The organism is candidate division WOR-3 bacterium (genome assembly GCA_039804165.1).
Lineage (GTDB): Bacteria > Hydrothermota > UBA3072 > UBA3072 > UBA3072 > JAFGHJ01.
In genome coordinates this window covers 1-13,086 of record JBDRZZ010000018.1, presented here as the reverse complement: position 1 = coordinate 13,086, position 13,086 = coordinate 1, and the positions used below count along the sequence as shown (strand labels likewise).

The window sequence follows — 13,086 nt, the reverse complement described above, 5'->3', positions numbered from 1 at the left end:
TAGAGTTCTCTATACTGCTCCTTTTCTTTTAGCAAGAAATATAGAGCTAATTATCAAAATGAGAATAAAACCTATAGCCAAATAAGTTGTCCATGGTTCATAACCTCCATATCCTTCTTTCTTCACAATAATCCCGAAGAGAAGCTTGAATAACTGCATAACAAAAGAAATTCCAAGAAAAGTAGGAGTAATAATCATTATAAATATATCCCACCATTTACCTATTTTCTTTTCTGAAACCCTATTTATATATTCTCTTGCCTTCTTAGCACCAAGCACATAACCTATGAGTATACATTCACACAAACCAACCAATGTTATCCCATAGTTTGTTATAAAATGGTCTACTATATCAATCCAGTAAAGCCCAGCTTTCGTTGCAAAAGGAAAACCAAAAAGAAAACCCAAAAAACAAATAATTGGAAGAACATATTTTTTCTTTTTCCCCCATTTATCTACGATACTTTCAACTACAGGTTCAACCATTGAAAAAGCCGAGTCTATTCCAAGGGTTAAGAGTAAGAGAAAGAAAAGAGCTCCAAAGAACTGAGCGCCAACTGGAAGTAAACTTATAGCTGTAGGATAAGTGACAAAAGCAAGCCCAATTCCAGAAGTCACAACATCTTTAATAGTCACACCTGTAGCTTGAGCAAGATACCCAAGAGTAGAAAACACAGCAAATCCTGCAACAAAAGCGGTTAAAGTATCAGCCACACTTGTTATGTAAGCATTTGCGGTAATATCTGCTTCCTCATGTAAATAACTTGCATAAACAATTAAAGTTCCCATAGCAAGAGATAATGTAAAGAACACCTGGCCATAAGCAGCAAGCCAAACTTTAGGATTAAGGAGAGCCGGAAATTTTGGGGTAAGATAAAACTTGATTCCCTCCAAAGCCCCAGGAAGGGTCAGTCCTCTTACAACCATAACCACAATTATCACCCATGGAATTATAACCGTAAAATAAACAATTTTACCAAGAGTTTCAATTCCTTTAAATAAACTTAAATAAATCCATATCCAAACAGCAGCCAAACCAAAAACTATTGGCCATCTAATCCCACCCAAAATAGACGGAGATTTTGAAAGTTGAAGAACGCTATTGTTAAAGAAAGAACTCACTGATTGAGCTGTATTCCCCCATCTCAATGTAAAAGAGTGATACAGATAATTAAAACACCAACCCATAATAGTGCAGTAATAGGTGGATAAAAAGAATATGATTAATATGGCAAACCAACCAATCCATTCTGACCTATGCCAGACTTTTTTAAAAGCAAGTGGAGGAGAGCTCTGAGTAAAATGTCCAACATAATATTCCAATATCATTAAGGGTATTCCTGCTGTAATTAAGGCAACTAAATAAGGGATCAAAAAGGCTCCTCCCCCATTTTCATATGTGATATAAGGAAATCTCCAAACATTACCAAGTCCTACTGTAGAGCCAATAACTGCAAAAAGAAAAGAAGCCCTTGAACCCCATCTTTCTCTTTTTTTCTCCACTTATACCCTCCTTTTTTCATTTATATAAATTAGATCAGAAAGAATAGCATAACCAGTCTCCCTTTTTCCTGCTCCAGGGCCTGAGATCATTACATTCCCAAGAACATCCGTTGCAAAATTTATTGCATTTATTGTTCCTGTTATTTTAGAAAGAGGATCTTTATCACTTAAAATTTCTGGTGTAACAGAAGCAATTATCTTATCCCCCTCTTTTCTTGCTGTAGCTATTAGTTTCCAGTGCTTACCTTCATTTAGAGCTTTGATTATATCCTTCTCGGTAACAGTATCAATACCCTTAACACTCACCTCACTAACCTTTAAATTTCCTCCCATAAGAACATTTGCAATTATTACTATCTTTGCAGCCGAATCCCAACCTTTTATATCAGCTTCGGGTTGCTCTTCTGCAATCCCCTTCTTTTTTGCTCTACTTAGTGCCTCTTCATAAGAAAATCCAAGCTCCATTTTAGTAAGGATATAATTAGCGGTTCCATTCATTATCCCTCTCACTTCTTTTATCTCTATTCCCTTTAAGTTAGCCTGAACAAAATTTATTACAGGTGTCCCTGAAAGAACAGTTCCTTCAAATCTTAAAAAAACCCCATTTTGTTGAGCAAGCTTTTTTAATTCTTTATAAGCAAGAGCAATGGGGCCCTTATTAGTTGTAACAACATCCTTTTTATTAGTTAGAGCAAGTCGAAGAAGAGACAAACCAGGATCACCTGTTTTTAAATCTGTTGGTGTTGCCTCCACAATTGTATCTGCTCCTGATTCTAATATGGTCTTCTCGGAATCCCACCCCTTTTCCCCAGAAGAATAATTCTTTATACTATTTTCTTTCTCTAATAAGGATATTACCTCCTCAATCACAATTCCTTCTTCAGAGAAAACAGAGCCTACTAAAGGATCGGAAATAGCTACAACTAAAGGAGAAAAATTATATTTTTCCGAAAGTTCCTCCTTCTTTTCAAGAAGCAATTCTAAAAAACCTCTATTTACAGTTCCTAAACCTATTAATGCTATTTTCATTTTTCTTACAAAAATAAAAAAAATATAAAGAAAGTTTTTACCTTGTCAAGCGTTTATAGGGGGTTTATTATATTGAAGACTTGTTATCAATTTAACAGTTTATCTTTTAACAAGAAGATAAAGTAGGGCTACCCCAAAAACAAGAGAATCTTCATCAATATTAAAGGTAGAAGAGTGAAGTTTAGAATGAATTCCCTTCTTTGAATTACCACCCCCCATAAAGACAAAAGCTCCTGGAACTTTCTCAAGATAATAAGCGAAATCCTCTCCGCCCATAATTGGAGCTTCCATAAACTCAATTTTGAATAACTCTTTTGCCAAGTTCGCTAATTCCTCTGTCTTTTGCGGATCATTCTTTAATATGGGATAACCTCTCCGATACAAAAGTTCATAGTCTGCTCCTAAGGATATCTTAAGAGCTTCAAGAACATCTCCAATCCATTGAGGGGCATTCTGCCACAATTCTTTCTCAACCGTCCTAACAGTTCCCTTCATTTCAACCTCATCTGGAATTATATTAAATGCTGTGCCTCCATGAATTGCACAGATAGAAATAACAAATGGAGTCTGAGGATTACTCCTTCTTGAAACAAGCCCTTGGATTTGATTTATAAACAAAGCAGAAACATAAATAGGATCTACCCCTTTATGTGGTTCTGCAGCGTGTGAACCTTTCCCTTTTATCTTTATTTCCATCTCGTCAGCAGCTGCAAGCATAACCCCCTTTTTTAATATTAATTTTCCGAGCTCCTCATCTGGTTTAATGTGAATTGCATAAATCTCTGACACCCCTTTTAAAGCTCCTTCTTCTATCATTCCCTTCGCTCCTCCTGGGATTTTTTCCTCAGAAGGTTGAAATATGAATCTTACTGGAGGGGGGTCCTTTTCACCAGAAAGAAGCTTTGCAACTCCAAGAAGCATAGCCATATGAGCATCATGGCCACAGGCATGCATATAACCTTCATTTTTTGACTTGTATGGTAAAGAAGTTTCTTCTTTAATGGGTAAGGCATCCATATCTGCTCTCAAAGCTACTCTTTTTTTTCCTTTCCCCAAATCCGCTATAAGACCTGTTTTATTTAAAGTCTTCGGTTTAAGCCCTATAGCTTTAAGCTCCCTTTCAATAAAATTATGGGTCCAAGTCTCTTCGAAAGCAGGCTCTGGATGCTGATGTAATTCTCTCCTTACTTTTACTATGTAATCTTTTATTAATTCTACTTTTTTAAGAACACCTTTCATTAATTTTATTTTATAGCAAAAAGATTTTCTTGCAAGAGGAATTAATATTCAAATAAAAGGCTATAAACAAACCAGAGGCAAGCAGCTTGCCCATGAAGATCTCCTTTTAGTTTTGGACGGTTGAGATAGTAACTTATCTCTTTACTTTTTCCTGTCCCACCACACACATTTGTCAACTTTCCTTCTTCGTCTATATATTTAACAAGAGCTTTCCAAGCTTTCTTATAAGCAGGCGTAAATTTCTCTCTTGGTAAAAGACCTTTTTTTACACCCACTGTTATTGCATAACCAAACATTGCTGTGCAGGAACTCTCTTCCCAAGATTTCTCTTTATCTAAAATCTGCCTCCACATACCACTTTTAGTTTGATATTTTATTAATGCATTCATCATTTTCCTATATCCTTCTAAAATTGAAGGATAATAAGGATTAGTTGAAGGAAGTTCTGTCAACAACTCTGCCAACCCTACAGCTACCCAACCATTTCCCCTACCCCAGAAAATTGGAGCTTCTTCTCCATGATAAAATAAACCATTCTCTTTTTGCAGCCTCTTAAGGTATAAACTAATTACCTTGGCAGCCCTTTCAAGATAAATCTCTTTCCTAGTTGCCCTATACGCTTGGATCTGAAGAGCGCCAATCATCCAAACATCATCAATCCAATATCTAATCTGTTTAGTTATTCCGCCAGGGAGAGTATCCTCCCACTGTTTATTCGCAAGCTCAAGACCCTCTTTAAGAAAACTCTCATCCTTAGTTTGGATATACAACTCAAGGGGTAAGATCCCATACACATTCGCATCCACATGGTTTGGATTCCTAATTAAGCCATCTTCTACTACTCTTCTGTAACGAATAGTAATTTTCTCAATTATTTCTTTATCCCTAAAAAGACCCGCGAGTCTTGCCGCACCAAACCCTGCACAAGCTTCTGCATAATGAATTCCTCTCCAGAACTCTGCCTCGTAAATCATTAGATTTGGTCTTTTAAGCAAATCCAAAATGAGTTTCTTTCCTATAACAATAAGGGCTTCTCCTTCTAAAAATTCATCTTTTGCAAAATCTATCTTTTTACAGAAAAAAAAGAGAAGTAAAACAACAAAAAGTATTCTTAATTTATTTAGTTTCATTAAAATAGAGTTTTAGCTCTCCCTTTATTATGAGGAGGAGAAAGATTTAGATGTTCATAAGCAAGAGGTGTTGCTTCTCTGCCTTGAGGAGTTCTTTTCAAAAATCCACTTATTATTAAAAATGGCTCAAAAACTTCTTCAATTGTTTCTGCACTTTCCCCAAGAGAAGTGGCAAGAGTTTTTAATCCAACAGGACCTCCTCCAAATTTTTCTATTATTGTTTTTAAAATTGCTTTATCCATAATGTCAAGGCCGCAGGAATCAACCTCAAGTTGTTCTAAGGCGTATTTTGTTATTTCTAAGTCAATTTTTTTCTTACCTTTAACCTCTGCAAAATCTCTGACCCTTCGCAACAATCTGTTTGCTATTCTTGGCGTTCCCCTTGATCTTTTTGCTATCTCTTCCAAAGCTTCCTCAGTTATTTTTATGTCAAGGATTTTTGCAGAACGCTCAAGAATCAAAGTTAAGTCTTCCCAATGATAATGACTGAGACGAGGGCTATAACCAAACCTTGATCGGAGAGCCCCTGAAAGGAGTCCTGTCCTTGTTGTTGCCCCAACTAAGGTAAAGGGTTGGAGATTTATTTCTATTGACCTTGCATTTGGCCCAGAATCTATTGTTATATCAATAGAAAAATCTTCCATCGCTTTATATAAGTATTCCTCCACATTCTTATTAAGACGATGAATTTCATCAATAAAAAGCACATCAAAACGATGAAGTTTTGTAAGAATGCCTGCAAGATCTCTTGGTTTTTGTAAAACCGGTCCTGCCACAGTTGTTATATTAACTCCTAACTCATTCGCTATAATGTAGGCAAGGGTCGTTTTCCCAAGCCCTGGTGGGCCAAAAAGAAGAATGTGATCAAGAGGCTCATTCCTTTTTTTTGCTGCTTTTGTAAAAACTTCAAGATTTTCTTTTACCCTATCTTGATTTATAAACTCAGAAAACCATCTTGGGCGAAGACTTTTTTCGTATTGTGCATCAAGAGGATCTAAAGAAGGGGAAGTAATTCTCATGTTTCCTTCAACACCTTTTTAACTATTTCATCCACAGACAGATATTTTTCTTTCTTCATAACCTCTCTAATTGCCTCTTCTGCTTCCTTTGCACTATACCCTATGGTAATAAGAGCTCTTTTTGCCTCTTCAAATTCCTTTGTTGGGGTAAATTTTAATTTATCTTTAAGCTCAAGAATTATTCTTTTCGCTGTTTTACTCCCAATCCCTTTAACATTTGAAATTAGATCGGCATTCTCCTCATCCAAAGCCTTTCTAATCCCACTCCCTCCAAGACTAACCATTAAAGAAAAAGCAGTTTTAGGCCCAATATTTGGAATTTTAATAAGGGTTCTAAAAAGTTCTCTTTCCTCTTTATTTTCAAAACCGTAGATCTCAACACCATTTTGAGTCATTGAGAGATGAGTATAAAGAAAAATTTCGTCTCCGACCAAAGGAAAAGCACTCTCCATAACAGCATTAACTAAAACTCCAAAACCACCAACATCCAAGGTAATTTTTTCTTTATTTATCTCTAAAACTACTCCCTTAATTGATTCAAGCATACCTTGTTTAAATAACAGATTATTGCAGCAAAAGCATCAGAAACATCAAAAGAAATTTGTTCATTGATCCCAAGAATTTTTTTTACCATAAATCGGACCTGTTCTTTAGAAGAAGCTCCTGAACCTGTAACTGATTGTTTTATCTCCCTTGGAGTAAACTCTAAAATAGGTAATTTTTTCATCTCGGCAAGAAGTAAATAAACTCCTCGAAGCTCCGCAATCTTGATTAATGTTTCTACACTAGGACCATGAAAAATACTTTCTATAACAATCTTATCTGGTTTTTCCTTTTGAATTAATTCCAAAAGGGCCTCAAAGTACTTATATAACCTCCCATTCCCCTTTTTATGCCTCAAAGTCTTCCACGAAATTTTAAAACCCTCTTCTCCTTGAGAGAATATAGCAATCCCTGTTTGGGAAAGACCAGGGTCTATTCCCAGAATTTTCAATTTTCGGAACCTATCTCTGCGAGAATTTTATCTGAAATCTCAAAATTAGAATGGACAGCTTGAACGTCTTCAAGGTCTTCTAACTTAGCAATAAGCCGAAGCAATCTTCTTGCCTCTTCATCTTCTACAGACTTTGTGACTTTTGGAAGGAATGTAATCTGGAAATGCTCCACAGGAATGTTCTTATCCCGAAGTGCTTTGTAAACTTTGTGTAAATCGTTATCAGTTGTATGAATTTCAAAAACCTCATCTTCTTCTTTTATATCCGAAGCTCCTGCTTCAATAGCAACATCATAAAGCTCTTCCTCTTGAACATTTTTCTTTGGAACATAAATAATGCCTTTCCTTTCAAAAAGATAAGAGACACAACCTTCTGCTCCTAATTTTCCACCATTTGTCTCCATTATGTGTCTTATCCCGGAAGCCGTCCTATTTTTATTATCTGTTAAACACTCAATGAGTAAAGCAACTCCTCCTGGTCCATAACCTTCATAAGAAACTTCTGAATATTCCACACCCTCAAGTTCTCCTGAGCCCCTAAGAATTGCCCTTTCAATATTATCCTTTGGCATATTGTTATTTCTGGCTTCTTCAATAGCATTGCGAAGTTCAATATTCTTCTCCGGATCTTTCCCTTTTCTTGCAGCTACAGAAATCTTTCGAGCAAGCTTCGAAAATAGCATTCCTCTTTTCTTATCTTCTTGAGCTTTCTGATGTCTTATTCTATGCCATTTAGAATGACCTGACATTCTAAAACCTCCTTTTTCTTAAATATAAAATCATCTTTTTATTTTTTCAAGTAGTCTTTCCCAATTCTCATCCACAAGATGTTGAATTTCTTTTATATCTTCTTCCTTAAGATGTTTAAATCTACCTTGGAGTTTAAGATACTCTTCAACAGGTTTTGGTCTTAGAATATCTTTTGTAAGAGCCCACTTCTTCCCAAACTCAACTTCAAGAAGAGGGAAAATCCTCGTTTGAACAGCCAGCCTTGCAAGTTTAATTGTTAAAGAGGGAGAATATTTCCAACCTGTAGGGCAGGGACAAAATATAAGCATAAACCTCATCCCTTTTATATCTTTTGCCTTTTTAAATTTCTCTATTAAATCTTCAGGATAAGCAATTGAAGCTGTAGCAAGATATGGGATCTGGTGATCCGCCATTATAGAAACAATATCCTTTTTGTGATTCTCCTTTGGAGAATTAATAGGTGTTGTGGTTGTTACTGCTTTAAAAGGTGTGGCGCTACTTCTTTGATTTCCTGTATTCATATATGCTTCATTATCATAACATACATAAATTATGTCCTCATTTCTTTCTGCCACTCCAGAAATTGCTCCAAAACCTATGTCATAAGTAGCTCCATCCCCAGCCCAGGCAACAACATTTGCCTTCTTACCTTTTACTTCTAAACCTGCTCTAATCCCTGAAGCTGCAGGAGCAGCGGTTTCAAAAGCCGTATGAAAAAGAGAAACATTTACTAAGGAATGAGGAAAAGGACCGTCGATCACCGACCAACAACAGGCTGGCAGGGTAATAATGGTATTTCTACCTAAAGCTTTAAGAGCGTATCTCATCGCAAGAACAGCACCACATCCTTGACATCCAAAATTCCCCAAGCCAATTATTTCTTCTTCTGGAATACTCAATTTCATAAATTTACACCCTGCCAAATTATTTCAGAAGATGGCTCCTCCATCTTCATTACCTCTTTATATATTTCCACAATATCCTTGCTTGTAACATCTCTTCCTCCAAGGCCTGTTATTACACCAAATATTTTTGGTTTTTTAATTTTATTATAAATAGCAGCTTTTATCTCTTGATAGAATATACCAGAAGCACCAAAACTTATATTCCTGTCAATAACAACAGCTTTGTTGGCAGAACTTAGAATCTCACTAATTTTTTCGCCAGGAAAAGGTCTAAAAACTCTAACTCGAATAAGACCAACCTTCTCTCCTTTTTCGCGAAGGATATCTACAGCTCTCCTTGCTGTAGAAGCAATAGTTCCTGAGGAAACAATTAAATTTTTCGCATCCTCAGCCTTATAAGTTTCAACAAGACCGTATCTTCTCCCAAAAATCTCTCCAAATTCCTCTCCAACCTTTTCCCATTCATTCAAGGCTTTTTCCATAGCTTTCTGAATCTTATATCTAAATTCAAAATAGTTATCAGGAGTTGTTAACCCCCCAAATGCGTGAGGTTCTTCTGGATCTATCTTATATTTTCTTTTATAAGGAGGAAGAAATTCATCAACTTTTTCCTGGTCTGGGATTTCAACTGGTTCGGAAGTGTGGGAAAGCACAAATGCGGCAAGGACAATCATTGCGGGAAGTTCAACAGTCTCAGCTACCTTATAAGCTTGGATAACAGAATCTAAAACTTCTTGATTGTTTTGAGCATAAACCTGCATCCAACCTGTGTCTCTTTGAGAAAGAGAGTCATTTTGGTCTGTCCAAATGGACCATGGAGGGCCAAAAGCTCTATTTATATTTCCCATCACAATTGGAGTTCTAGCCCCAGCTGCCCAATGGAGCATCTCATGCATAAGAGCAAGACCTTGAGAAGAAGTAGCTGTAAAAGTCCTTGCTCCTGTAAAAGAAGCTCCTATAAGAGCAGCCATTGCAGAATGCTCCGATTCCACCTTGATAAATTTCGCTTTAAGTTCTCCAGAAGCACACATCTCAGAAAGTAGTTCTACAACCTCAGTCTGAGGAGTTATTGGATAAGCCGCAATTACTTCTGCCCTTGAAAGTTTTACTCCATAGGACAAAGCGTGGTTCCCCATTAAAACTTTTCTCATTTTTCTTCCTCTACTTTAATAGCTCCAGAAGGACATTCTTCCCAACAAATTCCACAACCTTTACAATAATCATAATCAACAATAGGTTTAAATCTTTCTTTTCCTTTCTCCTCTATCTTCTCAAGTTTTATTGAAATCTCAGGGCAAAATTTCCAACAAATGGCACAAAAAGTGCATTTATCATAATCAATTACAGGCCTAAAACTCCTCCAGCTACCCGTTTTATTAAACTCCATTGAGTAAAAAGAAATAGCAACAGGGGGCATCTCCTTCTCACTTTTAAAGACAATTTTCCTATCTGTTTTCTTACTCATCTATTACCTTTATTTTGTTATAAGACTCTTCTGCAGCCTTAACGTTCTCCTCTTTTTTTATAGGGACTCCACTTAATATTGCTCTTTTAAGAGAATCAAGACTACAGAGCCCTAAGATCTTTATAACTCCCCCAAGAATCGCTGTATTAACAATAGGAGAAGTTTCACTCCCAAGACCATATTTAAGAGCAATCTCCTTCGCAGGAATTATGGCGATCTTAAATTCCTTTTCATAACCAAAATCTTTTGGGAATTGAGTTGTATTCACAATAATCCATCCACCTTTCTTTAACCCATCTGTAATAGGCACTGAACCTACAAGAGCTGGGTCAAGAACAACTATGTGATCAGGCTCATATATCCGTGATCTTTCATAAATTACATTTTCATCTATCCGTAAAAAAGCACAAACAGGAGCTCCTCTTCTCTCCACCCCATATTCTGGAAAAGCCTGAACAAACTTCCCTTCTATAGAAAGAGCCTCTGCAAGAATCCTTGCTGCAACTACAGTTCCTTGCCCTCCTCTCCCATGAAGTCTTATTTCAAGCACTTTACCACCTTAGAATTATCCCTCCCCATGTAAAACCACCGCCGAAAGCTGTGGAAAGAAGAATATCTCCTCTCTTAAGTCTACCTTCTCTTACTGCCCAATCAATTCCAACTGGTATGGAAGCTGCTGACATATTTCCAGTTTTATCAATAGTGACAACTGTTTTCTCCATAGGAATTCCTGCTCTTTTTATCGTAGCCTCAATTATTCTTATATTGGCCTGATGAGGAACATATAAATCTACTTCTTCTCCTTTTATTTTAGCTTTTCTTAAAGAATCAAGAGCTGCTTTTTTCATCTTTGTAACAGCGTGTTTAAAAACCTCGTTTCCCTGCATTGAGATAAAATGAAGTTTTTTTTCTATCGTCTCTTTGCTTGCGGGTAATCTTGTCCCACCCGCAGGTTGAATTAGAAGTTCTCCTAATTTTCCATCTGCTCCCCAGACATAGGACAGTAAACCCGAAGTACCATTTGATTTTTCAATAACAGTGCAACCAGCTCCATCTCCAAAAAGGACACAGGTAGAACGATCCTCCCAGTTTGTAATTCTTGACAAGACTTCACTCCCACAAAGAAGAACTCTATTAGCAATCCCTCCTTCTATAAGAGCTCCACTTAAAATAAGCCCATATAAATAACCCGAACAAGCGGCACTTATATCAAAAGCAGGAATTCCAGGTATTGCTCCAAGTTTCTCCATAACCCAACAGGCGGTTGCAGGAAATAGAGTATCCGGAGTGATTGTTGCTACAATAATAGCGTCTAAATCCTTAGGAGAAAGCCCAGCCATCTGGAGAGCTTTCTCTCCTGCTTTAACAGTCAAATCGGAGGTGGCTTCATCTTCTGCTGCAATATGCCTTTCTTTTATTCCTGTTCTTGTTGTAATCCATTCATTAGATGTATCCACTATCTTCTCAAGATCAAAATTTGTTAAAACTTTCTCAGGGAGATAAGAACCTGTGCCAGTAATTTTTATATTAAACATCAGTTCTTTCTAAAAAAGCAGCCAGTGCTATAGAATAGAATTTCGACTTCTCGGAGTCTGCTCTTGAGGTTAGAACACAAGGATAGGAAGTCCCCATTACAATTCCAGCAAGTGAAGCACCGGCAAACTCAGTAAGAGTTTTAAAAAACACATTAGCAGATTCAATACACGGGAAAATCAATATATCTGCATCTCCACAGATTTTTGATTTAAATCCTTTTATTTCACAAGCTTCTTTACTCACAGCAAGATCAATAGCTAAAGGTCCATCCACAATCGCATCTGGTATTTCTCCTTTCTCTGCTCTTTGGGCAATGTTTGCCGCCTCAAGAGTAGCCTGCATTTTATCTGAAACTCTCTCAGTTGCAGCTATAAGAGCAGCTTTTGGAGTCTTAAGTCCAAATGCATGAGCCACTTTTATAGCATATTTTAACATTTGAGTTTTTTGATTTTCATTGGGAGCAGGTATAACAGCAATATCAGAAATAAACAAAAGTCTTGGCCAATTCGGAACCTCAACGACAGCCACATGAGAAAGGATGTTTCCTTTCCGGAGAAGTCCTTCTTTTCCATGAAGAATAATTTTCATATAAATATCTGTTGGTATAAGACCCTTCATTAAAATATCGGCTCTCCCTTCAATCACCATATTTCTTGCCAACTCCCCAGCTTCCCATACATCTTTAATATCAATAATCTCAAAAATAGAAATATCCAATTTTTTTTCGGAGGATAGTTTTTCTATTTTCTCTTTATCTCCTACTAAAGTTACATTTACCAATTTCTCACGAGCAGCCCTATAAGTTGCTTCAATCGTATGAGGATCATGCCCATTTGCAACAACAAGTCTTTTAGAAGGTCTCTCCCTAACAATTTTTACCATTTCATCAAGGCTCTTTATAGGCTCCATAATTCATCTCCTCCTACACTTCAAACTGCTTTCTAAACAAAAAAGGGGGAAGAATTTCCCCCTTTCCCATCTTCAAACCAGGCAAGTAAAATTGAAAGCACAAAGAGAATTTTATATGTTAGTATTCTCCCCTTCGAAAAAACTAAACATCCCTCTTTCCAATTTTCTAAGAACAGGATTTTCTTCATAATTTATTCTTTATATTATTTAACTACAACCAAAAGTCAATCCCCTTTAGTGCCTACATTGTTAAATCCAAGGCAGGTGGTGGACACTTTGAGATATTTTAACATTCACAAGGTCTAATTCCAGATTAAGAGTCACATCCATTTTCTTCTCCAGGAGTTTATCAAGATCCGCCACAAACAAGTGGACAAGTTCAGGAGATTTGTTTCTCTCAATAAGTATCTCTAAAGTGTTTTATCATTCTTTTTTGAATTCTTTCTCATCGTATTAAAGAAAAATAGATAATTATTGACTTTATGAAAGAAATGCTATTTCCCTTCAAAGACTTCTATATCAAAGAATTCTCTTTCTATTATTTCTATAGATACTTCCTATGAACTCCGGACCATTATCATATTGAAATCTGACTTTATTTAGATGA

14 protein-coding genes are annotated in these 13,086 nt (G+C 36.5%); all 14 read right to left on the bottom strand.

Going from position 1 to position 13,086, the window contains the following annotated elements:
* Window positions 1-9: 9 nt before the first annotated feature.
* Window positions 10-1,503, bottom strand: coding sequence for a sodium-dependent transporter (locus tag ABIN61_06845; protein ID MEO0293918.1), 1,494 nt, complete (start codon window positions 1,501-1,503; stop codon window positions 10-12).
* Window positions 1,504-2,532 (bottom strand): homoserine dehydrogenase, encoded by a 1,029-nt coding sequence (locus ABIN61_06840; protein MEO0293917.1) that lies wholly within the window; start codon window positions 2,530-2,532, stop codon window positions 1,504-1,506. It lies immediately after the preceding gene.
* Between the two features lie 99 nt (window positions 2,533-2,631).
* On the bottom strand, window positions 2,632-3,771 hold the full coding sequence (locus tag ABIN61_06835) for an amidohydrolase (GenBank protein MEO0293916.1): 1,140 nt from the start codon (window positions 3,769-3,771) through the stop codon (window positions 2,632-2,634).
* Window positions 3,772-3,812: 41 nt separating this feature from the next.
* The gene (locus tag ABIN61_06830) at window positions 3,813-4,901 is read right to left on the bottom strand and encodes a glycoside hydrolase family 88 protein (GenBank protein MEO0293915.1); all 1,089 of its coding nucleotides are present in this window, start codon (window positions 4,899-4,901) and stop codon (window positions 3,813-3,815) included.
* Window positions 4,901-5,920, bottom strand: a complete 1,020-nt coding sequence (gene ruvB / locus ABIN61_06825; protein MEO0293914.1) for a Holliday junction branch migration DNA helicase RuvB — start codon at window positions 5,918-5,920, stop codon at window positions 4,901-4,903. The genes ABIN61_06830 and ruvB overlap by 1 nt, the downstream gene beginning before the upstream one ends.
* Window positions 5,917-6,465, bottom strand: coding sequence for a Holliday junction branch migration protein RuvA (gene ruvA, locus ABIN61_06820; protein MEO0293913.1), 549 nt, complete (start codon window positions 6,463-6,465; stop codon window positions 5,917-5,919). Before ruvA ends, ruvB begins: the two co-directional genes overlap by 4 nt.
* On the bottom strand, window positions 6,441-6,914 hold the full coding sequence (ruvC, locus tag ABIN61_06815) for a crossover junction endodeoxyribonuclease RuvC (GenBank protein MEO0293912.1): 474 nt from the start codon (window positions 6,912-6,914) through the stop codon (window positions 6,441-6,443). Before ruvC ends, ruvA begins: the two co-directional genes overlap by 25 nt.
* A complete protein-coding gene (locus ABIN61_06810; protein ID MEO0293911.1) occupies window positions 6,911-7,663 on the bottom strand; it encodes a YebC/PmpR family DNA-binding transcriptional regulator in 753 nt (250 codons plus the stop codon). Before ABIN61_06810 ends, ruvC begins: the two co-directional genes overlap by 4 nt.
* 30 nt (window positions 7,664-7,693) lie before the next feature.
* Window positions 7,694-8,569, bottom strand: a complete 876-nt coding sequence (locus tag ABIN61_06805) for a thiamine pyrophosphate-dependent enzyme (GenBank protein ID MEO0293910.1) — start codon at window positions 8,567-8,569, stop codon at window positions 7,694-7,696.
* Window positions 8,566-9,720 (bottom strand): transketolase C-terminal domain-containing protein, encoded by a 1,155-nt coding sequence (locus ABIN61_06800; protein ID MEO0293909.1) that lies wholly within the window; start codon window positions 9,718-9,720, stop codon window positions 8,566-8,568. Before ABIN61_06800 ends, ABIN61_06805 begins: the two co-directional genes overlap by 4 nt.
* Window positions 9,717-9,986: a 4Fe-4S binding protein gene (locus ABIN61_06795; GenBank protein ID MEO0293908.1), complete on the bottom strand. Its 270-nt coding sequence runs from the start codon at window positions 9,984-9,986 to the stop codon at window positions 9,717-9,719. Before ABIN61_06795 ends, ABIN61_06800 begins: the two co-directional genes overlap by 4 nt.
* 40 nt (window positions 9,987-10,026) lie before the next feature.
* The gene (locus tag ABIN61_06790) at window positions 10,027-10,584 is read right to left on the bottom strand and encodes a 2-oxoacid:acceptor oxidoreductase family protein (GenBank protein MEO0293907.1); all 558 of its coding nucleotides are present in this window, start codon (window positions 10,582-10,584) and stop codon (window positions 10,027-10,029) included.
* 1 nt (window position 10,585) lies between these two features.
* The gene (locus ABIN61_06785; GenBank protein ID MEO0293906.1) at window positions 10,586-11,569 is read right to left on the bottom strand and encodes a beta-ketoacyl-ACP synthase III; all 984 of its coding nucleotides are present in this window, start codon (window positions 11,567-11,569) and stop codon (window positions 10,586-10,588) included.
* The gene (locus ABIN61_06780; protein ID MEO0293905.1) at window positions 11,562-12,479 is read right to left on the bottom strand and encodes a phosphate acyltransferase; all 918 of its coding nucleotides are present in this window, start codon (window positions 12,477-12,479) and stop codon (window positions 11,562-11,564) included. Before ABIN61_06780 ends, ABIN61_06785 begins: the two co-directional genes overlap by 8 nt.
* Between the last annotated feature and the right edge of the window lie 607 nt (window positions 12,480-13,086).

Coding starts and splice junctions, on each gene's coding strand:
- ABIN61_06840 (MEO0293917.1), bottom strand. CDS start 2,532: ATGAAAATAGCATTAATAGGTTTAGGAACTGTAAATAGAGGTTTTTTA.
- ABIN61_06835 (MEO0293916.1), bottom strand. CDS start 3,771: ATGAAAGGTGTTCTTAAAAAAGTAGAATTAATAAAAGATTACATAGTA.
- ABIN61_06830 (MEO0293915.1), bottom strand. CDS start 4,901: ATGAAACTAAATAAATTAAGAATACTTTTTGTTGTTTTACTTCTCTTT.
- ruvB (MEO0293914.1), bottom strand. CDS start 5,920: ATGAGAATTACTTCCCCTTCTTTAGATCCTCTTGATGCACAATACGAA.
- ruvA (MEO0293913.1), bottom strand. CDS start 6,465: ATGCTTGAATCAATTAAGGGAGTAGTTTTAGAGATAAATAAAGAAAAA.
- ABIN61_06810 (MEO0293911.1), bottom strand. CDS start 7,663: ATGTCAGGTCATTCTAAATGGCATAGAATAAGACATCAGAAAGCTCAA.
- ABIN61_06805 (MEO0293910.1), bottom strand. CDS start 8,569: ATGAAATTGAGTATTCCAGAAGAAGAAATAATTGGCTTGGGGAATTTT.
- ABIN61_06800 (MEO0293909.1), bottom strand. CDS start 9,720: ATGAGAAAAGTTTTAATGGGGAACCACGCTTTGTCCTATGGAGTAAAA.
- ABIN61_06795 (MEO0293908.1), bottom strand. CDS start 9,986: ATGCCCCCTGTTGCTATTTCTTTTTACTCAATGGAGTTTAATAAAACG.
- ABIN61_06785 (MEO0293906.1), bottom strand. CDS start 11,569: ATGTTTAATATAAAAATTACTGGCACAGGTTCTTATCTCCCTGAGAAA.
- ABIN61_06780 (MEO0293905.1), bottom strand. CDS start 12,479: ATGGAGCCTATAAAGAGCCTTGATGAAATGGTAAAAATTGTTAGGGAG.